This window comes from Campylobacter sp. B0100352/1, assembly GCF_020135855.1.
GTDB lineage: Bacteria > Campylobacterota > Campylobacteria > Campylobacterales > Campylobacteraceae > Campylobacter_D > Campylobacter_D taeniopygiae.
The window spans coordinates 78218-99606 of sequence record NZ_JACHTP010000002.1; the positions used below are offsets into that span (position 1 = coordinate 78218).

Annotated in this window: 21 protein-coding genes; 2 read left to right on the forward strand and 19 right to left on the reverse strand. The window is 30.0% G+C overall.

The window, feature by feature from the left end; all coding sequences use genetic code 11:
* Positions 1 to 44: 44 nt before the first annotated feature.
* The 3 genes from cetB to cetC form a co-directional block, all read right to left on the reverse strand.
* A complete protein-coding gene (cetB, locus tag H2279_RS01190) occupies positions 45 to 539 on the reverse strand; it encodes a bipartate energy taxis response protein CetB (protein WP_137623524.1) in 495 nt (164 codons plus the stop codon).
* Between the two features lie 10 nt (positions 540 to 549).
* A complete protein-coding gene (gene cetA / locus H2279_RS01195) occupies positions 550 to 1926 on the reverse strand; it encodes a bipartate energy taxis response protein CetA (protein WP_337195323.1) in 1377 nt (458 codons plus the stop codon).
* Between the two features lie 134 nt (positions 1927 to 2060).
* The gene (gene cetC, locus H2279_RS01200; protein ID WP_137623526.1) at positions 2061 to 2555 is read right to left on the reverse strand and encodes an energy taxis response protein CetC; all 495 of its coding nucleotides are present in this window, start codon (positions 2553 to 2555) and stop codon (positions 2061 to 2063) included.
* A 244-nt stretch (positions 2556 to 2799) separates the two neighbouring features.
* On the opposite strand from cetC, the gene H2279_RS01205 reads away from it, so the two are divergent.
* Positions 2800 to 4176, forward strand: coding sequence for a cation:dicarboxylate symporter family transporter (locus H2279_RS01205; RefSeq protein ID WP_337195324.1), 1377 nt, complete (start codon positions 2800 to 2802; stop codon positions 4174 to 4176).
* Here H2279_RS01205 and H2279_RS01210 read toward each other — a convergent pair.
* On the reverse strand, positions 4173 to 4952 hold the full coding sequence (locus H2279_RS01210) for an inverse autotransporter beta domain-containing protein (protein WP_337195325.1): 780 nt from the start codon (positions 4950 to 4952) through the stop codon (positions 4173 to 4175). The two genes, H2279_RS01205 and H2279_RS01210, sit on opposite strands and share 4 nt — an antisense overlap.
* A gap of 150 nt (positions 4953 to 5102) precedes the next feature.
* Between H2279_RS01210 and H2279_RS01215 the strand changes: the two genes are divergently transcribed.
* Positions 5103 to 6629 carry an inorganic phosphate transporter gene (locus tag H2279_RS01215; protein ID WP_337195326.1) on the forward strand — a complete coding sequence of 509 codons (1527 nt, stop codon included), beginning with the start codon at positions 5103 to 5105 and terminating at the stop codon, positions 6627 to 6629.
* 42 nt (positions 6630 to 6671) lie between these two features.
* Here the strand turns inward: H2279_RS01215 and H2279_RS01220 are convergent, their stop codons facing one another.
* The 15 genes from H2279_RS01220 to H2279_RS01290 form a co-directional block, all read right to left on the reverse strand.
* The gene (locus H2279_RS01220) at positions 6672 to 7841 is read right to left on the reverse strand and encodes a metal-dependent hydrolase (RefSeq protein ID WP_337195327.1); all 1170 of its coding nucleotides are present in this window, start codon (positions 7839 to 7841) and stop codon (positions 6672 to 6674) included.
* Positions 7842 to 7849: 8 nt separating this feature from the next.
* Positions 7850 to 8746 (reverse strand): NAD(P)H-dependent glycerol-3-phosphate dehydrogenase, encoded by an 897-nt coding sequence (locus tag H2279_RS01225; RefSeq protein ID WP_337195328.1) that lies wholly within the window; start codon positions 8744 to 8746, stop codon positions 7850 to 7852.
* On the reverse strand, positions 8746 to 10164 hold the full coding sequence (gene gatB / locus H2279_RS01230) for an Asp-tRNA(Asn)/Glu-tRNA(Gln) amidotransferase subunit GatB (RefSeq protein ID WP_137623532.1): 1419 nt from the start codon (positions 10162 to 10164) through the stop codon (positions 8746 to 8748). The genes H2279_RS01225 and gatB overlap by 1 nt, the downstream gene beginning before the upstream one ends.
* Before the next feature lie 92 nt (positions 10165 to 10256).
* Positions 10257 to 10454 (reverse strand): hypothetical protein, encoded by a 198-nt coding sequence (locus H2279_RS01235; RefSeq protein ID WP_337195329.1) that lies wholly within the window; start codon positions 10452 to 10454, stop codon positions 10257 to 10259.
* Positions 10451 to 11131 (reverse strand): F0F1 ATP synthase subunit A, encoded by a 681-nt coding sequence (locus tag H2279_RS01240; protein WP_137623534.1) that lies wholly within the window; start codon positions 11129 to 11131, stop codon positions 10451 to 10453. Before H2279_RS01240 ends, H2279_RS01235 begins: the two co-directional genes overlap by 4 nt.
* Before the next feature lie 88 nt (positions 11132 to 11219).
* Positions 11220 to 11495 (reverse strand): hypothetical protein, encoded by a 276-nt coding sequence (locus H2279_RS01245; RefSeq protein WP_137623535.1) that lies wholly within the window; start codon positions 11493 to 11495, stop codon positions 11220 to 11222.
* Complete coding sequence (fliS, locus tag H2279_RS01250) at positions 11479 to 11862, reverse strand: flagellar export chaperone FliS (RefSeq protein WP_137623536.1); 384 nt, start codon at positions 11860 to 11862, stop codon at positions 11479 to 11481. Before fliS ends, H2279_RS01245 begins: the two co-directional genes overlap by 17 nt.
* An 11-nt stretch (positions 11863 to 11873) precedes the next feature.
* The gene (gene fliD, locus H2279_RS01255) at positions 11874 to 13865 is read right to left on the reverse strand and encodes a flagellar filament capping protein FliD (RefSeq protein ID WP_337195330.1); all 1992 of its coding nucleotides are present in this window, start codon (positions 13863 to 13865) and stop codon (positions 11874 to 11876) included.
* 2 nt (positions 13866 to 13867) lie between these two features.
* Positions 13868 to 14230: a FlaG family protein gene (locus H2279_RS01260; protein ID WP_137623538.1), complete on the reverse strand. Its 363-nt coding sequence runs from the start codon at positions 14228 to 14230 to the stop codon at positions 13868 to 13870.
* A 155-nt stretch (positions 14231 to 14385) separates the two neighbouring features.
* A complete protein-coding gene (locus H2279_RS01265; protein ID WP_337195331.1) occupies positions 14386 to 16191 on the reverse strand; it encodes a menaquinone biosynthesis decarboxylase in 1806 nt (601 codons plus the stop codon).
* On the reverse strand, positions 16188 to 17114 hold the full coding sequence (gene hemC, locus H2279_RS01270) for a hydroxymethylbilane synthase (protein ID WP_337195332.1): 927 nt from the start codon (positions 17112 to 17114) through the stop codon (positions 16188 to 16190). The genes H2279_RS01265 and hemC overlap by 4 nt, the downstream gene beginning before the upstream one ends.
* Positions 17111 to 17494: an integral memnbrane protein gene (locus H2279_RS01275; protein WP_337195333.1), complete on the reverse strand. Its 384-nt coding sequence runs from the start codon at positions 17492 to 17494 to the stop codon at positions 17111 to 17113. The genes hemC and H2279_RS01275 overlap by 4 nt, the downstream gene beginning before the upstream one ends.
* Positions 17491 to 19200 (reverse strand): proline--tRNA ligase, encoded by a 1710-nt coding sequence (locus tag H2279_RS01280; protein ID WP_137623542.1) that lies wholly within the window; start codon positions 19198 to 19200, stop codon positions 17491 to 17493. The genes H2279_RS01275 and H2279_RS01280 overlap by 4 nt, the downstream gene beginning before the upstream one ends.
* On the reverse strand, positions 19187 to 20482 hold the full coding sequence (gene hemA / locus H2279_RS01285; RefSeq protein WP_337195334.1) for a glutamyl-tRNA reductase: 1296 nt from the start codon (positions 20480 to 20482) through the stop codon (positions 19187 to 19189). Before hemA ends, H2279_RS01280 begins: the two co-directional genes overlap by 14 nt.
* Positions 20482 to 21375, reverse strand: coding sequence for a polyprenyl synthetase family protein (locus H2279_RS01290; RefSeq protein ID WP_137623544.1), 894 nt, complete (start codon positions 21373 to 21375; stop codon positions 20482 to 20484). Before H2279_RS01290 ends, hemA begins: the two co-directional genes overlap by 1 nt.
* Positions 21376 to 21389: the final 14 nt, after the last annotated feature.

Genomic DNA, 21389 nt, shown 5'->3' on the forward strand with positions numbered 1-21389 from the left:
AACATCAAGACTTAAAACAAAGATTGTTTTAAGTCTATAAATTTTTATTTGTCTTCTTGAAGAGAGAATATTAATTCATTGTAGCTTTTACCCATGCTTTTACAGAAATCTTTTAACATTTCCACACCTTTATGAATGCTCTGTTTTTCAGCTCTTAATAAATCGTTATAAAGATTTTCTATAGTTTCTAACGCTTTACGATTTGGCATACGCCTAACAGAATAATATCCGATAATATTATTTCTAGTATCTAAAGAAGGTGTTACATTAGCAAAAACCCAATAATAATCATTATTTTTAGTTTTATTCTTTACATAAGCGAAGATTTCTTTGCCTTCTTTCATGTAATCCCATAAAAATTTGAAAACAGTTTTTGGCATATCTTGATGTCTTACTATATTATGCGGTTGATATAATACTTCTTTCATGGTATAATCCGCATATTTTAAAAAATCATCATTTGCATAAACTATTAAACCTTTTAAATCTGTTTTTGAAGTTATCAAACTATCTTTTTGTAAAAAAATTTCTTTTGACATTTAAACTTCCTTAAATTTTTAATTTATCTAAAATCTCAGTACTTTTGTGTTCTAAAACTTTTATATCATTGACAATAGTATCATATACTCTTTGATCAATATAACTTGCTTTTGATTCCTCTATAGCTTTTTTCGCATTTGATTTGATTAGTTGCTTTGTAGAATCTAATTCTTCATCCGATACAAAATGATTAATAATATTTTTGATTCTATCATCAAGACACAAATTAGAAATTGGATCCACGCTAGATAAGTCAAATTCTTGTGCTCCATTGAGATTTAAATATATATTTGATTTATATAAAATATGATCAAGTTTTATAACTGATAATGCTAATCTATTAGCAAGTTCTGAAAAATCTTTACCCAAAGTAGAACTATTTTCCTCTAAGCCTCTAAAAGCTTGAGAGAATTTTTGGATTCTTTCTTCTGATTGGCTTACGATATTAAAAACTTGCTCACTGCCATTTTGAATATTGATAAAATCTTGTTGCATAGTTTGAATTGCTATAGAAATTTCACTTGTAGATCTTTGAGTTCTTTCGGCTAATTTTCTAACTTCATCAGCAACCACCGCAAATCCTCGCCCATGCTCTCCTGCACGTGCGGCTTCTATTGCTGCATTGAGTGCAAGTAAATTTGTTTGATCAGCAATATCTCTAATTACCTCAACTACAGAAGTAATATTTTGAGAATTAGCAACAAAAGTTTGAACGGTTTCTTTACTTGAATTAACCACTTCCATTAAAGAAGCCATAGCATTTTGTAAAGAATCAACCTCGCTACCATTTTCTGTTGCTGTATGAGTGATAGAATTAACCACATCATGCACATCTTTCATAACATCAATATCTTTATTTAAAGAGACTGAAATTTGTGACATATCTTTATTTTGATTTCCAAGGCTAAGATCCATCAAAGCTCTTGATAAAGCATTTTTAAAGACAGATTTTGAAGTATTTTCCACATTAGCTAAAGCTTTATTGATAAATTCAATATTATGAGCAAAAATACCCTTAAGACCTTCAGGTAAAGCTTTACGATAAAATTCTCCTTTTTGCGAACAAGCTATAGAAGTGCTGATCTCTCTTAAATAAGCTTCAAGATTGTCTAAAGTATTATTAAGATTATCCGAAATTTCTGCGAATTTTTGACTTTTGGTTTTTATATAAACAACCCTATTTTCGAAATTTCCTTCTCTTAACTCCTTGCAAAGATCATATAGCTTATCTATCATTATTTGTTCATCTTTGTAATATATAAAAAGATAAATCATAAGCGCAATAGCAAGTAATATAATCACTGCTCCAACATAAGCATGAACAAAAATCGTTCCAAAGATACTTAAAATACCCAGAAAAATAGCCAAAAATAATCCATTTTTCATTGAATTAGGTCTCCCTTTCTTACAATAAATATTTATTTTTTATGATTTTAAATCAAAAAAAAGATAGAACTAACCTTTGTAAGATAAATTACAAAGATCTGATATATTCTACAATTATTAATATTAATTTGTCTTTAAATTTCATGCTGTAAATTAAAAATAAGTTCATTATAACTTATTTTATAAGAATTAACAATTTCCATTAAAGCTTTTACACCTGCTTGAATTCCACCTTTTTGTTCTTTTTCTCTTAAAATTTTATAAATTTCTTCTATCATAGGTAAAATTTTACGATTTGGAGCTCTGCGAACTGAATAATAATTAATAATATTACCATGTATGCCATAAGAAGGAGTTACATTAGTAAAAACCCAATAATACCTTCCATCTTTAGCTTTATTTTTAACAAAAGCAAAAATTTCATCGCCTCTTTGTATATAGTCCCATAGACATTTAAATACTGTTCTTGGCATATCTTCATGTCTTACGATACTATGGGGTCGATTTAATAACTCATCAATTGTATATCCTGCATATTTAGCAAAATCATTATTTGCATAAATAATATTCCCTCTAAGATCTGTTTTTGAAGTAATTAAAGCATTATTATCTACTATTATTTCTTCCATGACCCTAAACTCTTTCTATCACTTTTAAAAAACTTAAAAACAGCATTGGGATTTTAAAATAACCACCAAAGCATTATTTAATCTATGCTAACATAAATATATTTAATTTATTATAAAATGAGAAATTACGTAACATTATAACCCAAATGATTTTTTATAAAAGCCAAGAATTAAAATATTTAATTTCTATTTTATTCTTTGTTTGTTAAGATGTTACCAATTGAAATAAAATTAAGGAGTTTTTTTGGAAACTTTAAGTCAAACTTTTGCAGAGATAAAACCTCCCTTATACAAAAGAATCCTAAAAAGTTTAGGTTTTTGGGTAATTATAGGAATTATTGCCGGTGTTACACTTGGATATATTGATAAAGAATGGGCAATTGCAAGTAAGCCAGGTGTGGAATATTTTATAAAATCTTTAAAAGTTTTAATTGGACCTATTATATTTGTAACTTTAGTTTTAGGAATTATTAGCCTTGAAAGCTTAAAAAAGGTTGGAAGTATAGGAGCTAAGGCTGTGATATATTTTGAAGTTGTAAGCACCTTGGCTTTAGCTATAGGTATTTTTATGGCTAATGTAATGCAACCAGGCCACGGGATGAATCTAAATCCGGATCAATTAGATACTCAAAGTGTGCAAAAATATATTTCACAAACAACAGAAATTAGCGCTGGTTCAGAGATTATGCATATTTTAAAAGATGCTATGCCAACCGATATTATTACTCCTTTTACTGAAGGAAAAACCATACAAGTTTTAGTGATTGCTATTGTTACGGCTTTAATTATTTCTTTAATGAGAACAGAAGATAAACAAGCCATTCAAAGAGTTTTAGAAGTTCTTCAAAATTTTGTTTTTAAAATTCTACAAATTATAATGTATTTTAGCCCTATTGCCGCTTTTTCAGCTATGGCTGTTTTAATTGCACAATATGGCATTGGCTCTTTGATTAACCTTGCTTATTTACTTTTAGTTATGCTAATTTCTTGTTTAGTATTTATATTTGGTATTTTAGGAATAATTTGTTATTTTGCTAAGGTTAATATATTTAAATTTATGAGATTTATAGCTCGTGAAGTTTTAATCGTCTTTGCAACAAGTTCAAGCGAATCTGCACTCGCTCCTTTGATGAGAAAATTAGAAAAAGCGGGTCTTTCTAAAGCTACCGTTGGACTTGTTTTACCAACAGGCTATAGTTTTAATCTTGATTGCACTAATATTTATCTAGCTATGAGTTTGATTTTTTTAGCACAGGCCTTCAATGTTAATCTAAGTCTAGCACATGAAATCAGTATTTTAATCGTTCTTATGATAGCTTCAAAAGGTGCTGTTGGAGTAACAGGATCAGGGTTTATAGTTTTAGGTAGTACCCTAGCCGCTTTAGGAAATATGGAAATATCTGAAGCAAATGCTACTTTAGCAGAAGTTCTACCTGTTGCAGCTATAGGAATACTTTTAGGCGTTGATAAATTTATGTCAGAAATGAGAGCTGTGGGAAATCTTTGTGGAAATAGCGTTGCAGCCTTAATTGTTTCCATTTGGGATAAACAAATTGATTGGGAAAAATTCCGTTATGCTATGGATAATCCAGAAAAATTCCATAATGCAGGGATGAATTAATAAATTCTCTCCAAGAAATCATAACGATTGATTTCTTGGAAAATATTATCTTGTTTATGAAGTTGTCTTGAGAAACTTTTATCAAAACTAAAATTAAATCCGATTTGAACTGCGATATCATTTTCATTTGTATTAGCATTAAAAATGCGACGAGATATATTCAAATTTAAAATACTATAAGGAGAATAAATTAACTGGTAATTAGTTTTTTCTTCATCTTTGATCACATCAAATGTAAATTTATTATAAGCAGGATCAATAAAACTAATTCCTAATTGAAAACTTTTATTAATTTCATCTAAAACATAATAATTACTATAAGCTTTAACAAAGTCACCATAACCAAATTCGGCTCCAAAACTTTTAGCATTTTTTTGCTCTTCTTGTTTATCTACAAACCCATTAAAACCAAATAAAAAATTATCTTTTTTATAACGATTGATTAAGCCGCTAGAATAATTATACCCATCTTGAGCGATAAAAAGTTCTTTTTGAAATAATAAGGAATCATTTTCTCCTTCGTAAATTGAACTTAAATTTTTAACGCGGATATTTTCATTTTGAAAATCTAAAACACCATCGGTTGTATCAATACCATTTTCATTTTCTAAAGTATTTGATAATAAACTATTTAAAGCTTTTTGAAAATCTAAATTTTCCTCTTGAATTTTAGGAGCCTTTTTAACAGCTTGAAAATCAAATTGATGCCATGAACAATTTGTTTCACTTGCATTAAGTAAAGAAAATAAGAGAAATATACAAAAAGCATTTTTCATTGAATCAGCTTTTCCTAACTACATATTTAAGTTTAAAAATATTATAAAAAAATAAAATAAATACTATATCAACTCAAGATAAAATATTTGCAATTTTAAAATTATAAGGTATAATTAAAAGCAAACTTAAAAATTTAAAAAAGGGTTTTTATGCAAAAAGATAATATTATAGCTTTTGTTATATTTATCATAAGCGTTGCGGCTTTTATTATTTGGGGATTTGGTTATATATCTCAACACCAATTAATACTTTTTATACTCGCCTCGATTTTTGGTATATTTATGGCTTTCAATATTGGTGGTAATGATGTTGCTAACTCTTTTGGGACAAGCGTTGGGGCTAAAACAGTTACTATAAAACAAGCTCTTCTTATTGCTGCAGTTTTTGAATTAAGCGGAGCTATTTTTGCAGGTGCAGAGGTTACTCAAACCATACGTAGCGGGATTGTAGTTTTTCCTAAAGAATTTAATCCTATGCTTTTTGTTTCCATTATGCTATCCGCTCTTCTTAGCTCTGGACTTTGGATCTTTATAGCCACTAAAAAAGGTTTGCCAGTATCAACCACGCATAGTATAGTAGGTGGAATTGTCGGCGCAAGTATCATGATGGGGCTTTTAAAATTCGATGGTTCTCAAACTCTTTCTATGGTTAAATGGAGTGAAATTGTAAGAATTGTTATATCTTGGATTGCCTCTCCTTTGCTTGGAGGATTGGTTGCTTATTTGATTTATTCTTACATTGATAAAAAAATACTCAAACCTTCTGAAAAACTAAGTGAAGATTTAAAAAATATAAAAAAAGAAAAAAGAAAATTTAAAGAAAATTATTTTCTAAATCTTAAAAATAAATCAACTGAAGAACAAATCAAAGAGCTCTCAGCAATTGCTCTAGATGATGAAGAGCAAGAAAATAATTTTTACAAAAATAAAATTAAAGAATTTAAAGAAAGAGAAAAAAATATAGATATATATTCTGTCTTAAAAACTCACATGCCTATAGTTGCATGTATCAGTGCAGCAATCATTGCAGCGATGTTTTTATTTAAAGGCTTGAATAATGTAAGTACTTTAGATATTTTACAAAATTTTTGGATTATGGGAATTTTAGGAATAATTAGCTATGTTATAACATTTGCTATTGTAAAAATTGTCAAGAAAAATGAGTTAAACAAAACAACCGACAGACTTTTTTCATGGTTTCAAATTTTTACCGCTTCAAGTTTTGCTTTCTCTCATGGAGCCAATGATATAGCTAATGCTATTGGGCCTTTTGCGGCAATTTTAGATGTTCTTAAAAATGCTACCATTAATGCTAATTCACCTATACCTTTTGCAGCAATGGCTATGTTTGGAGTTGCTTTAGTTGCTGGTCTTTGGTTTTTAGGAAAAGAAGTGATCGCTACAGTAGGATCAAAATTAGCCACCATTAAGCCAACTACAGGCTTTAGTGCAGAACTTGGTGCTAGTATCGTTATACTTTTAGCGACTCAATTTGGAATTCCGGTAAGCTCTACTCATATTTTAATTGGTGCGATCTTAGGCATTGGTGTGTATAATAAAAATGCAAATTGGGCTTTAATGAAACCGATAGGCTTAGCATGGATTATCACTTTACCAGCTGCAGGAATTATGGCTGCGATTATATTCTTAGGATTTAAATTTATTTTAGCAATTTAATAAATTGCTAAAATAAAAATTTATTATTTAAACTAATATTGATTAAAGTTTTACACCTTTAATTATATGCATTTTAACTTTTGCAAATAATTTATCATTATTATAAAGAGGACTCTTTGGAGTAGAAATTTCTTCATTTTCATCAACAAGTATCAAATTGGCATCTTTTCCTACTTCAATAACTCCGGCATTTAAACCTAACAATTCACTAGGATTTTTACTGGTAAAATTACAAAGTTCTTTCCAAGTTAAAAAACTATTTTTGATGAAAAAAGTATAACAAAGACTTATAAAATCAGATATTCCATCAATTCCAAAAGCCGCTTCATCGAAAGCCAAATCTTTCAAAGAAGAAGATTTAGGGCTATGCATGGAAGTTAAAAATTGAATTTTTCCCTCTTTTAAAAAAGTTCTTAAAGATTCTTTATCTTGAGTACTTCTTAAAGGAGGGTTTAGTTTAGCTGCTGTATTAAAATTTTCACAAGCACTATCATCTTTGATCAAATGATGAATACTCACTAGCTTAAGATCATCTTTATCTAAAATTTCAATAGATCTTTTAAAACTCAATAAATCAAAAACAATCTTAACTCCATAAAATTGAGCAATTTCCTTCATCTTTGCTACTTCGCTTGTTTCAGCAACTAAACTCATTCCTATAAGACCTAAATTAAAGCTAGTTTCGCAATCATTCATCACCCCTCTATCATCAAAATCACTATCATTGCAACGAGTAAAAACGAAACTATCTTTCATTAAAGCATATTGCATAACTACGCGTAAAATATTCGTATCGCTAGAACTTTTAAGCTCTAAAGCATTAGCTCCTTTATTTAAAAGTGTGGCTAAATTTTTAATTTTTCCTTGAGAATCTAAAGCACGTATATTTGGAAAAATTTTTATTTTTTTAAAATTTAGATTTTGTAAAAAAAGTGAAAAAATCTCTTCATCAAAATCCATACAATCACGCAAGACAACAGCGCTAAAACCATTTTCTATACACTCTTGTTCTAAAGATGATAAATGATCTAAGGAAAATTTATCGTCTTTTAAACTAACGCCTAAATCTACAAAAGAAGGTAATAAAGTCATTCCTTTAGCGTCTAAAATTTCATCGCCTTCTAAGTTAGTATCTATTTTTGCGATTTTTCCATTTTGAATTAAAACATCTTGTAATTCTTGACCATAAATTTTAGCATTTTTAATAAGCATTTTAACTCCTATTTTTTAGCTTTTAATAGTTCCTGCACTGCTTTTTTTACATCTTTTCCTTGTAAAATTTGTACAACTTCACGTACTATAGGCGTATAAATCTGATTTTTTAAAGCTATTTTTTCTATAGCATAAGCTGTTTTAACTCCTTCAGCGACTTCGCCTAGATCTTTTAAAATATCATCTAATTTTTGATTTTTAGCAAGTGCTAAACCTACACGATAATTTCTAGAAAGCTGACTTGAAGCAGTTAAAAACAAATCTCCTGCGCCACTAAGCCCTAAAAAAGTTTCTTCTTTCGCTCCAAAAAAATTTCCAAAACGATGCATTTCTATAAGTCCCCTTGAAATAAGTGATGCTCTTGCATTATTACCCAAGTTTAAACCATCGCTCACTCCACTAGCAATAGCTAAAACATTCTTATAAGCTCCACAAATTTCTGCACCCCTTACATCATTGCCTACATAAGTTTTTATAAAATCAGGGAAAAAAGCTGCAAATTCTTCACAAATTTTAAGATTAAAACCACTAATGACTAAAGCACAAGGCAATTTCTCCTCAACCTCTGCTGCAAATGAAGGGCCACTTAAAACGCATACTTGATCTTGACTGACAAATTCTAAAAAAATTTCATCTAAAAATTTACAAGTTGAAGTTTCTATCCCTTTGGAAGCGATTAAAATTTTTTGGCCTTGATTTTTAAAATGTTCTTTAAGCCACTTATGAATTCCTTGAGAACTTAAAGCAAAAACGAGATAATCACATTTTAAAGCAGTATCTAAATCAACAAAATGAGTTAAATTTCGCTGCGAACGAGAAGTGATTAGGCAAGTATTTTTAACATTGAAAGCATGGTATAAAGCACTGCCCCATTTTCCCGCTCCAATAACTGCAATTTTACTCATTAACCTAGCTTTGATTTTAAGATTTCATTCACTTTTGAAGGATTAAAGGCTCCTTTACCCTCTTTCATCACTTGACCTACAAAAAACCCAAAAAGCTTATCTTTACCGCTTTTATATTCTGCAACTTTATCATCATTTTCTTTTAAAATTTTTTCAATAACTGCTTCAATTGCAGAATCATCACTTACTTGTTTTAAGCCTAATTTATCAATGGCTTCATCAATGTTTATTTGAGTATTTTCAAACACATAGGCTAAAACCTCTTTACCTGCTTTAGCACTAATAACGCCTTCTTCTATGCGTTTTATTAGATTTCCAAGTTTTTGTGCATCTACTGGAGAATTTTCTATAGTTAATTCTCCCTTTAAGAGTCCCATTAGTTCTGTATTTAGCCAATTAACACAAAGTTTAGGATTTAATTTTTGAGTAATTAAATTTTCAAAAAAACGACTCATCTCAAGCGAACTAATAAGAACTTCTGCATCACTCTCTTTAATGCCTAATTCTTGCATATAACGTTTTTTCTTTTCATCAGGCAATTCTGGAATTTTAAGTTCTAAAAATTCATCTTTAAGCAAGACTGGCAAAAGATCAGGATCTGGAAAATAACGGTATTCTGCAGCTTCTTCTTTTCCTCTCATTGAGCGAGTGGTTAAACTACTTGTATCAAAAAGTCTTGTTTCTTGAACGACTTCTTTTTCATAGGTTCCATCTTCCCAAGCCTCACTTTGACGCTTCACTTCATAATCGATCGCTTTTTGTATAAAACGAAAAGAGTTAAGATTTTTAATTTCAACCCTTGTATAAAGTTTAGTATCTCCTTTAGGACGAATACTCACGTTTGCATCACATCTAAAACTTCCTTCTTGCATATTTGCATCTGAAATATCTAAAAAACGTATGATAGAATGAAGTTTTTTAAGATAAGCGACCGCTTCATCACTGCTTCTTAATTCAGGTTCGCTTACAATCTCAAGCAAAGGAGTTCCTGCACGATTTAAATCCACTTTTGAAAAATTGCTTTCATGGATGTTTTTTCCTGCATCTTCTTCCAAATGTGCCCTAGTAATACCTATACGTTTATTTTCTCCATTTACATTAATAAAAAGTTCCCCATTTTCCACTATAGGAATATCAAATTGAGAAATTTGATAAGCCTTAGGTAAATCAGGATAAAAATAATTTTTACGATTAAAAACACTTTTTTTATTGATAGTGGCATTTACAGCTTTTCCAAAAAAAATCGCTTTTTTAACTGCTTCTTCATTTAAAACAGGTAAAGCACCTGGCAAAGCTAAGCAAGTAGGACAAACATTAGTATTAGGAGTTTCCCCAAAAGAAGTTGCACAAGAGCAAAAAATCTTTGTTTTAGTATTAAGTTGGGTATGAACTTCAAGTCCTATAACTACTTCAAACATTAAATTTCCTTGATACTTAAATTATCTTTGGTATTATTTTAACATTATTTTCTTTCAAAATGACTTTAAAAAATAAAAAGTAAGATTAAATATTAATGAGAAGTATTATTTAACTTATTTTTAAGTTGGTAATTTTCTATCAGTAAAATAAAAATTAGAGTTAAAAGCAAACCCGGAGTAAGCCCTAGACATAAATATACATAAGAATTAAATTTAAGAAACATCAAAAATGCACCAAAAAGCATTAAAGCCAAGGATGCACCTTTGAAAAATTCTAAAATATAAATCAATGATCTTCCTCTATCTTAACAGCACCTGCTAAATACACATAGGTTAAAATCATAAAAATAAAGGCTTGTAAAAATGCCATAAAAGTTAAAAGTACGTAAGCAGGAAGTGGTGCCACATAAGGAACAAGAGCTAAGATAACCATTAAAAATAAATCATCGCCTTTGATATTACCAAAAAGACGAAAAGATAAAGAAATCACTCGAGAAAAATGAGAAACAATTTCAATTGGAAACATCAAAGGAGCTAAAAATTTAATAGGCCCCATGAAATGAGAAAAATATTTCACCACGCCTTGAGTTCTTATTCCTTCAAAATGATAATAAACAAAAACAATAATAGCCAAAGATAAAGTTAAATTTAAACTTGCTGTTGGTGAATGAAAACCAGGGATAATACCTATAACATTACTAAAAAATATAATAATACCCAAAGTAGCCACTAAAGGAAGGTATTTTCTAGCACTTTTTTCATCTCCTAAAGTATCACGCCCCATAGAAAGAACGCCTTCTAAAAAAGCTTCTCCTAAATTTTGCAAACCACGAGGGATAAATTGCATAGAACTAGTAGCTCTATAAGCAATGATTACTGCGATAAAAGCCACTAAGCCTAAATGAAAAAAATAAGAAAAAGTATGACTTGAATCAAATAAAGAACTGAATAAAAATAAATCTTTCATAATTTCCTCAGAATTTTTTATAAAAGCTTATTCTAGCACTGTCTTGCTTATAATTTAATGAAAATAAATTTTATTTTAATCCTTAAAATTAAGAATTAAAATATTTTAAAGCTTTTTGAAATTTTTGAATATCATGAGCTTTATTGTCTTTTTTTGCTATGATTAAATTTGTAGCTTCTTGCAATAAAGCTTGAATTTGAATTAAAGTATCATTTATATTTTCTCTAAGCTCGTCATCATTTTTGGATTTTTTTGCTGCGTTGATTGCAAAGCCTTTTAAATCTAAATCATCTAAAAGGCTTTCTAAATTTTCTATATTTTCTTGTATTAAAGCGAGTTTAAAATCATCAAGCCATTTCTTCATTGCTATGCACATCTCTCCAAGCTTCCAATAAGCCTTTGGTTACATTGATAACCTCATCGATTCTTGCTTCATTATTTTCTAAATTTGCCAAAGATAGAAGTTGAATTTCTCTCGTATAAAGCCCACTTAAATAATGTGCCACTTCTCCGCCTTTTTCATAATCTAAGGTGTTGATTAATTCTATAAAGATAGCTGTAGTTCTTTTAATAAAATAAACTCTTTGCTCTATATCTTCATTTTTAATAGCTACTTTAGCTCTAGCACAAAAACGTAAAATGCCCTCATAGAGCATTTCAATCAATTTTTGAGAAGATTCTATCCCTACTTGATTTTGGGAATAAGCATTATAAGCTAAACTATTTTGCATCGATCTTTTCCTTAATTATTTGAATTATTTGCAGCATTAATCATATTTGTAACTGTGGTTAATTGCTGATTAAGTTTATTTAAAATACTTTCATATTGCAACCACTGATTTGCCATAGTATCATATCTTGCATCAATCATATCTTGAGCTGATTTTTTTGACTCATTTAGAGATTTAGTATCATTAGTCAAACTTTCATCATATTTAGTTAATGAACCATTTGTTCCTGTCATTCCTTGAAGAGTTGCCTTAAGTTGAGAAAAAATACCCTTACCTTCGATAGGCTTTGCAGCAATCGTTGTCTCACTTAAACCAAATATCTTAAGAAAATCTTTATCTCCTTTGATAGCAAAATCAGATCCACCATCGCCGCTAAAATTAAGTTTAAAACCTTTTTCATTATTTTTATCATATTCTTCAACTTTAACTTTTAATCCATCAATATTAAGACTATTGATATGACTGGCCAAATTTTTAAGCATTTCTTCTTCAGTTTTACCTGTAAGTACAAAATTTGTCCCATCTGTTGTTTTTGATAGATCATAGGTTTGACCATTATAAACTATGCTAAATTTTCCAGATTCGAATTTAATCCCTTGATTTTCTTCTCCATCTCTTGTTTCAGCATCTTCTTTAGTTAAATATTTATCTAAACTACCTTGTTTAATCAAATCTCCAGTATGAGAAATATCTTGATATTGCGTGATACCTGAAAAAAAGCTTTCCGCAAAATCAGGATTTTCTTTTACCTTGCTTTCAAATTTAGAAGAATCAAAACTTAAAGTTCCAGCATCATTTAAAGTTAAACCAAAATCTTGCATAGAAAGCATAACCGTAGTGCTAACTTTATTACCATTTTCATCTTCAACAGTTCCACTAACTGATTGAGAATCAAATAAAGCTGAAATGATACTTGAGCGTATAGAGTTAACTTCAGTTACACCTTGTAAAGTTCCTTTAGTTCCTGTTTCAGCATTATAATCTGTTGCAGCATTAAGATTGGTTACTAAATCATTATAAGCATCAACTAATTCTTGCATAGCTTTAGTTACAGCTTCATTATCTTGCTGAACATCAAAATCAATTTCTCCTGTTTTATTTAAAGTCAAAGTTAAACCAACGCCTAGATCGGTTACGGTATTGCTTTGACGTATCATTTTGATTCCATCAAGGGTAAATTCAGCATTTTGTGCTTTTTGTATATGTAAAGGATTATCTTTATCATCCTTAATGCCATATCCTTTGAAAGTTTCTGGATCAAGAGTAAGAACATAGTTTTCACCATCTCTACCCGCAGTATCTGATAAAGGTTTATCTAACTCCCATCCAAGATTTGAAAAAAGTTTAGAGGCATTTTGATCAACTACATATCTTCCTTTATCATCTTTATATCCATCAAAGAAACTAATAGCACTATCTTCTCCGGTTTCTTTACTGGTTAAGGTTAAACGATAAGGAGCATCTTTTTCTCCCGTATTTACAATCTTTGCAACGATCTCACCACCCGTAGCTTCATTGATCTTATCGGCTAAGTCCCTATAGGTTGTGTTTTTATTATAAGTAATAGTATATTGCTTTCCATTTTGCATAAGAGTAAAAGAAGCATCACCCTCTAAGTTAGAATCAACATAACCTCCATCGTTTGCCAAACCTTTACTTTGATAAACATCTTTTTGTGCGAGTTGAGTTACATTGATCTTCATACTTTGTAAAGATACCCCACTATCAGCAGTTAAACTCGCTGGAGGATTTGTAGTCACACTCGCACTTACTTTTCTCTTTGCAAAAGCTGTTGCATCCGCCAAAGAAGAAACTGCGGTTTGGAATGTAAGCAATTTTGTTTTTATTTCAGTTAAATCTTTTTGTTTAGTTGTATTTTCTTCGATTTTTTTTGTATAAGGATCTACTCTAGCTTTTTCCTCTGCCTGTTTTAACTTATCCAAAGTATCTTGAGTTAAAACTCCAGATCCAAAACCCAAACTTGATAAACTACCTAACGCCATTTTCAACTCTCCTTATCAAAAATCATACCGATTACATCTTTAAAATATTCTGCTAATCTCATAGCCTCTTCACTAGGAATTTTACGAATTTCTCTTCCTGTGCTTTTTTCAGTTACGCTGATATACATAGAACCAGTTTTATCACTATAACCAAAACGAACATTGGTATCCAAAGAATCCATTTGTTCATTTAATTTTTTCGTAACATCTGCTAATTTATCATTCAAATTTTGCTGATTATCATCGCCTCCTTGGCTTTGTTTTTCAGCGTGAATATCCGAACTAGCTTTTTGCGCCTTATCTGTTCTTTGACTCATTTGAGTCAAAACCATATCCATTTTTTCATTTGCCTTCGAAATTTCCATTTTAAAATCCTTTTTAAAATTTCTTCTATTGCTAGTTAAACTCTACATCGGCAAAAAAATAATTTTATGAATACTTTTTTAATAAAAATTTTAAAATTTTTACTTAATTTTTTATAAGCAAAAAGTGTGCCAATTAAAAAACAAACTTATTTTTCTTAACCCATAATTTCAAATTTTTTAAATAACTGCGGATCATTATCTAAAATATTACGCAAAATTAGATCTTTTATAACATTTTCATTGCAATCAGTTTGCCGAGGCCAAGCTCTTGTATAATCTTCAGTTTCATTTTTAGCACTCGCATCAATAGCTAATCTATCCTCTTTTATAAATAAATCTCTTTTTGCATCGATATTATTTACTACTCGCCACACTAACATGTATGGATTTTCTAATTTATTGTTTGTATCTAAAAAGACTAAAATTCTAAAATGCTTTTTAAATTTCAATAATCTTTCAAAAACTTGAGAATTTCTTTCTTTTTTATCAAGTAAAATACAAACTATAGGACTTTTACATTCTTTATAAAACTGCTTTAAAGCAAAAAGCTCTACTTCAGAATTAAAAAGTTCAAATAATTTTTCATCCTCTAAAATTTCAAGCTCTTCTATCTCATTTTTATCACAAGCATCAAGTCCTGCTTTTCCACCAAAACAAGAATTAGGCGACGCATGATCAAGCTGATCGCAAATTCCTTCGCTTATAAGTAATTTTTGCACACAAAAACGATTGAGAATATAAGGAATTAGCGCATCATAATCATCTAAACTAGGTGCATCTTTATCAACAAAAATTGCATGTTTAACAAAACTCATTTGCCCCACGCCCCAAAAAGCATGCATGATCTGCTGTGCATGTGCGGGGTATTTTGTATCAATTTTAGCTAAAATTAGATTGTGAAAAACTCCATTTTCAGGCATTTTATAATCGATCAAATCCGGAACAGAAGTTTGCAAAAGAGGCAAGAAAATACGTTCGGTTCCAAGCCCCATAATCCTATCTTCTAAAGGAGGTTTTCCTACAACGGTTGCTTGATAAATCGCGTCTTTTTTGGCATAAATTTTTTCAACTTTCATGACTGGAAAAAGTTCTGCAGGAGTATAAAAACCCGTATGATCGCCAAAAGGACCTTCTATTTTAAATTCCTCCAAATCCACATAACCCTCTATAACAATATCACTATCAAAAGGGACAAAAACACCATTATCGCAAGGTGTCAATTTAGCGGGAGTTTTTTTGATAAAACCATAAAGTAAAAGTTCAAAAATTCCTTTTGGTAGTGGAGCTTGAGAGCACCAGATATAAAGCGGATCTCCACCAATAGCTATACTAACGGGCATTTTTTTAAAACCTGCTTTTTTATACTCATGATAAAAATTAGCGCCATCTTTATGGATTTGCCAATGCATTAAAAGTTCATTTTCACCGCTTACTTGCAAACGATACATTCCAAGATTATTTTGAGTTTTATCTAAATTATGAGTATAAACTTGCCCCATAGTGATAAATTTACCTGCATCATCCTCCCAAGTTTTAAGTATAGGAAGTTCTTTAAGAGAATTTAAAATTTCATAATTATAAAGTGCCTTATTTACGCCTAATCTTTTAGGTGGGACATTTTTAAAACTCAATAAATTCATAAAAAAATCAATTTTGGCTCTAAAATTAGTAGGAATATGAAGTTTGGTTAATTTTGAAATTTCATCAGCCACTTCATTAAAATCTCTTCCAAAGGCTAAATTTAAAGCTTTTTGATTGCAAAAAGTATTCATTAAAACCGGAAATTTGTATTTTTTTTCTAATTTTTTATCAACAGGATTTTTAAAAAGCAAAGCCTTACCATTTTCTTCTTTTTTTGCCTCAATATAAGCTAAATGTGCGATTTCAAGATCTACATCCACAGGCTCTTCGATAATTTTTAATAAATTATTTTCCTTTAAAACTTGGATAAAATTTTTCATATCATATCCTCTGCTTTTTTTAATAGTTCTTTAGCTCCTTTGCTTATAAATTCTTTAGCTAAAATTTCACCAAATCCTTTAAATTCATTTTTCTTGATCATTCTCTTATCTTTTAAAATTTCACTCCCATCAGGCAAACCAAGTATAGCACGGACACAAATCATATCTCCATTAAGTTCAGCATTGATCCCTATAGGAACTTGACATCCACCCTCTAAAGTAGCGATAAATTCTCTCTCTATAGTCGTTTCTATTAAAGTATTTTCATCATTTAAACATTTTAATAAATTTAAAATTTTTACATCTTCAATACTCTCTATACCTAAAGCGCCTTGAGAGGCTGCAGGAATGAGTTCATCCTTGCTAAATTCATAGATAAAATTAACCTCTTTGTCTAATTCCAAACGTTTAATACCTGCTAAAGCAAGTATAATAGCATCAAAATCACCTTTTTTTAATTTTTCTATGCGAGAATTTACATTTCCACGTAGAGAAATAATCTCTAAATCAGGCCTTAATAACAAAAGTTGCATTTTTCGCCTAAGACTTGTAGTGCCTATTTTTGCTCCTTTGGGTAAAGAGAGAAAATTTTCATATTTTTGACTCAACATGGCATCATTACTTTTTTCTCTTTTGCTAACTCCTGCTAAAACCAAACCTTTTGGAAAAAAACTCGGGACATCTTTTAAACTATGCACCGCTAAATGCGCTTCATTTCTAAGCATACTCTCTTCAAGTTCTTTTGTAAAAAGCCCCTTACCACCAATCTTAGCCAAAGGAGAATCAAGCAAAATATCCCCTTTTGTTTTAAACCCTTGCAATACAACATCTATATTGTGTTGATTTTTTAAAATTTGCGCGATGTGCTCACTTTGCCAAAGAGCTAAAGCGCTTTTTCTTGTGGCTATGATTAATTGATTCATTTTCCATCCTCTATAATTTCAACATCAATGATTTCTTCACTCGAATTTCGATTTTGTTTATGGGTATATTTTGTTTTAGTAGCTATTTTTAAAAAAATGCCAAATAAAAAAACTAAAAACCCTAAAAAACTTGTTAAAACTCCTGGAAAAACAAGTAAAAACCCAGCAATAACAAAAGAAAATTGTGTTAGCATATTTTTAAAGCCTAAAATTTGAAATTCAAGTATATTTTTCCAAAAAACCCCTAAAAGTATTACACCAAATATCATACTTGCTAAAATAAAAATTAAAAAATTTCCAAAACCAAAAAAGACAATAAATAATAGGCTGAAAATAATTTCTACAGCAAATAAAGGACTTAATTTAAGCTTATAACTCATAATATTTTCTTTTTTATAATTTCTACAATATGTTCTGTTTTAATCACTTCTTTGCTTAGATTTTTTCTTTGTATGAGTTCTATTTCATTGTTTTGCAATCCTTTGCCGATCACTAAGGCATAAGGAAAACCCATTAATTCAAAATCATTCATTTTCACACCAAAACGTTCATTTCTATCATCAAGCAAAACTTCGATACCCAAATCTTGCAATTGATGATAAATTTGATGTGCAAATTGACAAGCTTCTTCATCTTTTATATTTGAAATGATGATATCGATAACAAAAGGAGCCAAAGTTTGATTCCAAATACAACCTTTTTCATCATGACTAGCCTCAATAGCAACAGCTACTAAACGAGAAACTCCAATTCCATAACATCCCATATAAAATGCTTGAGTTTTTCCATTTTCATCTAAAAAATGCGCATTCATAGCCTTAGAATATTTTTGTCCTAGTTTAAAAATATGCCCTACCTCTATACCTTTACTTTTTCTTAGCTTTGCACCACATTTTAAGCAACAATCATTTTCTTTAACCTCTACTAAATCCTTAAAACGATCTTTATTGAGATTAACAACATCAATTCCTACCAAATGATAATCTTTTTCATTAGCTCCAATAATCATTTGTTTTTCATTTTCAAGCTCTTGATCAAGATAAAAATCTATATCTTTTAGGCCTACAAATCCAATAAAACCAGGAACTAATCCCGCATTAAGTAATTCGCTTTCATCCGCATCAATAAGCTCTAAAGCCTTACAAGCATTTTGCGCTTTAACCTCTTGCAAATCATCACATCCACGTATAAAAAATACAACCAATTTACTTTCATTTTCATAAATAGCTTTTTTTACAACCGCCTTAACAGTATAAAATTCATCTATCCTAAAAAAATCAGCCAATTCTTTAATACTTTTAATATTAGGGGTGTGAAATTTACTCGCATAACTAGCTTCTGGACGCTCTTTATCACAAGTTTTTTTAGCTCTTGTTGCTGCTTCAATGTTTGCAGCATAATCACAATTTTCACAAAGCAAGATATCATCTTCCCCATTTTTTGCCAAAACCATAAATTCTTTAGAGCCGCTTCCACCTATTGCTCCACTATCAGCCTCAACAGCCCTAAAATCAAATCCCATTCTTTTTAAGATACGAGAATAAGTTTCATACATCAAATCAAATTCACGTGTCAAATCTTCTTCATTTTTATGAAAGCTATAACCATCCTTCATTAAAAATTCTCTACATCTTAAAAGCCCAAAACGCGGACGTGCTTCATCTCTAAATTTCCAACCGATTTGATACAAATGCAAAGGAAGTTGCTTATAGCTTGTAATTTTATTTTTCACCAAAGAAACCATCGCTTCTTCATGAGTTGGCCCTAAAACAAAATCATTTTCTTTTCTATCTTTAAAACGCAAAAGTTCTTTTCCAAAAACATTATAACGCCCACTTTCCTGCCACAAACTAGCTGGGGTAACAAAACTAAGATTTACTTCTTGTGCCCCAGCTTTATCCATTTCTTCTTTAACTATGGCACGAATTTTGTCTAAAACTCTTTTCCCTAAAGGCAAAAAATTATAAAGCCCACTACCAATTTGTTCAACAAAACCAGATCGAACTAAAAAAATATGACTTGGCAAACTTGCATCTTTAGGCGTTTCTTTTGTGCTTGGTGCATATAATTGACTAAATTTCATCATTATTCTCCATGTTAAAATCGCATTTGTATTGATTTAAACCCTCAAGATTATTTTTCAAATCAAAAACATAACGCATAGCATTAATCACTGTATCGCTTTGAATTTTTCCTTGAAGGTGTTTTAAATTTACAGTTGGATTGTGTAAAAAAGCTTTAAAAACTTGATGGATCAGTTTTCTTGCTTCATTCTTATCTGAATGTTTTAAGTAACCTTTCTTTAAAGCAATGTCAAGTTGTTTATCTGCACACTCTTTTGCTTTTAAACGTATAGCTTTAATAATTGGATTTAAAGCCAAATCATTTAAATATCTAAAAAAATCCGATGTTTCTTGCCCTATAATGCTATAAGCCATACGTGCTTCATTCTCCCTTAAGGCTAAATTTTTTTGGACAACAGCTTGTAGATCATCAACGGCAAAAACAAAAATTTTATCATTTTCTTTAATATCAATATCACGTGGCACTGCAATATCAAAAAAATATCTTTTATGAGGAACTTCTTCGATTAAAGCATTAGTAATAATAGCATGAGTCGCATTAGTAGCTGAAAAAAAGAGTTCATACTGGTTTAAATACAATTTTAAATTTTCCAAACTATCGTATTGATGCAAACCCTCTAATTTTTCACAAAGTAATTTAGCCTTTTGCATATCGCGATTTAAAATAATAATCTTAGCTCCACCAGCAATCAAATGCTTAGCTGCAAGTTCAGCCATTTCTCCAGCTCCTATAACCACAGCCTTTTTTTGACTTAAATCTAAAAGTTCCTTTGCTTTAGCCACAGCAACACTAGCAACTGAAATAGGATTTTTTGAAATTTGAGTTTCTGTTCGGACTTTAGCAGCACACTTAAAAGCACAATGCAATGCCCTTGAAATATGAGTTTTACAAAATTCATTCTTTAGAGAAAATGAAAAAGCATCTTTAATTTGTCCTGCAATTTGAGTTTCACCCACAACAAGACTATCTAAAGAACTTGCTACTGAAAAAAGATGGTGTATCGCTCCGCTATCCTCAAATATATCAGCTTTTTTTAGTAACTCATCCTGATTGACACCACATAACAAAGCTAAAGTTTTAATAATATATTCTGAACAAGCATTTTTAACAAAAGCAATAATCTCCACACGATTACAGGTACTAATTATCAAACTTTCTTCAATATTTTCATGTGCATTAATCATGCGTAAAAATTCATACTTTTTTGTTTCATCTGTAAAACTTAATTTTTCCCTTAAAGAAAGATCGGTATTTTTATGAGTAAAAGAAACGCAATAATACATTAAAAATTCCTATCTATCATTGCTTTAACAATATCTTTTAATTTTTGATTAGAATATTCTTCTATAGCATCAATTGCTCTTTTGGCGTATTCTTTAACCTCCAAAATTGATTTTTCCAAAATTTCTTTTTCTTTAAATTGAGTATTTATCCATATTTTTTCTTGCTCGTTTAAATCTTTTTTAAACATTGATTTTAATTGTTTTTTTCCTTCTTCATCTAAACTTTCAAAAAGATATATATAAGGCAAAGTAACCTTTCCTTCTTTAAAATCTGCCATAGAAGGTTTTCCTAGTGTTTTTTCATCTCCTTTAATATCTAAAATATCATCAATCATCTGAAAAGCAAGTCCTAAATTTTTTCCATATTCTCCAAAAGATTTTTCATCCAAACCAGCTAAAATAGCTCCGCATCTTGCACTCGCTTCAATTAAAACTGCTGTTTTATTATAAATCATACTTAGATATTTATCTTTATCGGTGTTAAAATCCTGACTTAAATTAACATCCATAAGCTCACCTATAGAAAGCTTGACAACTGCATCAGAAATAATGTTTGCAAATTGAGTGTTCATTTGACTTAATTCATAAAAAGCTTTAGAGTATAAAATATCTCCTAGCATTAAAGCATTTTTTGTCCCAAATTCTGAATTAACGGATTTTACCCCTCTTCTTAACTCGCTCTCATCAATAATATCATCATGCAGCAAACTTGCTAAATGTATAAGCTCAATAGTCGCACAAATGCTTATTGCCTCTTTACTTTCCCCTGAAATGGCTAAAAGTAATTTAGAACGCAATTTCTTCCCTGATTTAACATGCAAAAGCATTTCTAATATAGGTTGATAATTTAGCTCTTTTAAAAATTTTTGTATCAAATCATCTATTACTTGCACACTCAATTCCTTTT

Bases quoted from the DNA above. Each gene is read 5' to 3' on its own strand.
- cetA (WP_337195323.1), bottom strand. From the start codon at position 1,926: ATGAAAAATGGATTATTTTTGGCTATTTTTCTGGGTATTTTAAGTATC.
- cetC (WP_137623526.1), bottom strand. From the start codon at position 2,555: ATGGAAGAAATAATAGTAGATAATAATGCTTTAATTACTTCAAAAACA.
- hemC (WP_337195332.1), bottom strand. From the start codon at position 17,114: ATGAATCAATTAATCATAGCCACAAGAAAAAGCGCTTTAGCTCTTTGG.
- cetB (WP_137623524.1), bottom strand. From the start codon at position 539: ATGTCAAAAGAAATTTTTTTACAAAAAGATAGTTTGATAACTTCAAAA.
- gatB (WP_137623532.1), bottom strand. From the start codon at position 10,164: ATGTTTGAAGTAGTTATAGGACTTGAAGTTCATACCCAACTTAATACT.
- fliS (WP_137623536.1), bottom strand. From the start codon at position 11,862: ATGCAAAATAGTTTAGCTTATAATGCTTATTCCCAAAATCAAGTAGGG.
- H2279_RS01225 (WP_337195328.1), bottom strand. From the start codon at position 8,746: ATGAGTAAAATTGCAGTTATTGGAGCGGGAAAATGGGGCAGTGCTTTA.
- H2279_RS01240 (WP_137623534.1), bottom strand. From the start codon at position 11,131: ATGAAAGATTTATTTTTATTCAGTTCTTTATTTGATTCAAGTCATACT.
- H2279_RS01260 (WP_137623538.1), bottom strand. From the start codon at position 14,230: ATGGAAATTTCGAAGGCAAATGAAAAAATGGATATGGTTTTGACTCAA.
- H2279_RS01220 (WP_337195327.1), bottom strand. From the start codon at position 7,841: ATGCTTATTAAAAATGCTAAAATTTATGGTCAAGAATTACAAGATGTT.
- H2279_RS01215 (WP_337195326.1), top strand. From the start codon at position 5,103: ATGCAAAAAGATAATATTATAGCTTTTGTTATATTTATCATAAGCGTT.
- fliD (WP_337195330.1), bottom strand. From the start codon at position 13,865: ATGGCGTTAGGTAGTTTATCAAGTTTGGGTTTTGGATCTGGAGTTTTA.
- H2279_RS01210 (WP_337195325.1), bottom strand. From the start codon at position 4,952: ATGAAAAATGCTTTTTGTATATTTCTCTTATTTTCTTTACTTAATGCA.
- hemA (WP_337195334.1), bottom strand. From the start codon at position 20,482: ATGTATTATTGCGTTTCTTTTACTCATAAAAATACCGATCTTTCTTTA.
- H2279_RS01280 (WP_137623542.1), bottom strand. From the start codon at position 19,200: ATGATGAAATTTAGTCAATTATATGCACCAAGCACAAAAGAAACGCCT.
- H2279_RS01265 (WP_337195331.1), bottom strand. From the start codon at position 16,191: ATGAAAAATTTTATCCAAGTTTTAAAGGAAAATAATTTATTAAAAATT.
- H2279_RS01275 (WP_337195333.1), bottom strand. From the start codon at position 17,494: ATGAGTTATAAGCTTAAATTAAGTCCTTTATTTGCTGTAGAAATTATT.
- H2279_RS01245 (WP_137623535.1), bottom strand. From the start codon at position 11,495: ATGAAGAAATGGCTTGATGATTTTAAACTCGCTTTAATACAAGAAAAT.